Raw genomic sequence first — 1573 nt, 5'->3', positions numbered from 1 at the left:
CTATAGCTTAGATGTGGAGATTAACGAAGGGTACTGAATGATTTAATCCTTGGGCTTCATGGAGGAGTTCACCATGATGTTGATTTTTTAATTTTATTAGGGACGTTTTTTTGTTATTTTTTTATGATAATTAAATTGTATTGTAGGTGTCGGTAAGATAATGCTGGGTTTCGGAGTGGATGAAATTAGTGGTGGGTGTTTTATCAATAAAATAAAATTGAAAGGCAAAGGTAATTTCATGAGTTTTTTTAAAAAATTACCCATTGTGTGAAATAATTTAAGGTTAGAGAGGGTTTCTTTCTTTACATGCTGGAAAGTTAGAGGTTAGTTGTTTTTATACAAAATAGGTCATCAGTTATGATTCGATAGTCACAAAATTCTACGGACCATCTTGAGTGCCAGTAATTGATGGGTGTCAGTATTTTCAGGTAGTAACAGTGGAGAAGTTTAATAGTCTGGTTTTTCAATAAATGGTGGGATTTAAGTCTGTTGGTATTAAATAAAAATTCTGAGTGTTCCAGTACCATAAAATTATATTTTAAGCAGCAAGTTGCATTCCTCTCAATAGATTAAAGAAATTGCTATCATCTGATAATACATGAGTGTGACGGAAGCAATGGTATAAAAATAATCAGTGGTTTCTTTACCTCCTTATGTCGCCTGTTTTGTTACATTAATCTTTAGCTGAGCATCGGATTACATGCTAAAAAATGCCTCCTTACTTGCAAAAATAGACCGCCTAGACAGAGTTTACATTAAGATATTGACACGAGAATATCTACGCAAGAAACTACGTTAATGTCTACGTAGAGTGAATGGTTATTTTGANGGTAAAAATTATACCTTGCATGTATGAGAAGCGGCTTTCATTAATGGTTTTATATCTGGTTGGAAAGAGCGTTCCCTTATCAGAGAATGATTTGGATATATTAATTAGTAAAGTTATGAATGGTGATTCAGTCGAGGGGAACTTACTTAATTTAGTCAATGATAAAGGAGGTTTGACAAACAATTTACCTGAGAAACAACTGGAGTTTTTTAAAATCCAGGCAAAAGATACATTGATACCTGAAGGTGAGCTTGCGTGGTTTAACAACCCTAGAGCGTTATCTTATGTTTTCGATATGCTTCATTTTGAATATCGGATGCTTTATAACAAAGAGGTTAATTTCTTTGACGTTGTGCTGCCGGTTGGCGTTTTTAAGGAAAATGAAGAACGGATTATTCACGAAGCTGCTTTAAGGTTAATTGATAGGCTATGTGCAGCATCAAATAAACAACATATTCAATTATTACTTAATGAACGAAAGCAAGTATGGGAAAGAATTCAAAGCAAATTCAAAAATCCCTTTTGGTTTCCATCTGACAGATATAGCTCGCATTATGATTCTGATTATCGATGGCTGTTATCATATTTTGAAAAAATTAAAATCACGGAAAAAAGTGTTGATATTTATAAGAAAAACCTCCCGCATTTAGTAATATTTTCATTGTTTGATCGGTGGGTTTCCAAACATACTGATTCTGAGGTTGAGCTGTTTATCATTAAACTCAAGAAGGCATGGGGGCAAAA

General features: G+C 33.5%; 1 pseudogene. It reads left to right on the top strand.

The features are described 5' to 3' along the window. Positions 1–872: 872 nt before the first annotated feature. A pseudogene (locus tag V2A85_RS23590) lies at positions 873–1573 on the top strand (hypothetical protein); the annotation flags it as partial.

This window comes from Yersinia sp. 1252 StPb PI (assembly GCF_048593885.1).
In the GTDB taxonomy this organism is placed as follows: Bacteria; Pseudomonadota; Gammaproteobacteria; order Enterobacterales; family Enterobacteriaceae; genus Yersinia; species Yersinia enterocolitica_E.
Note: the sequence above shows the minus strand (reverse complement) of the source record. Positions and strands in the feature narration are given on the sequence as shown.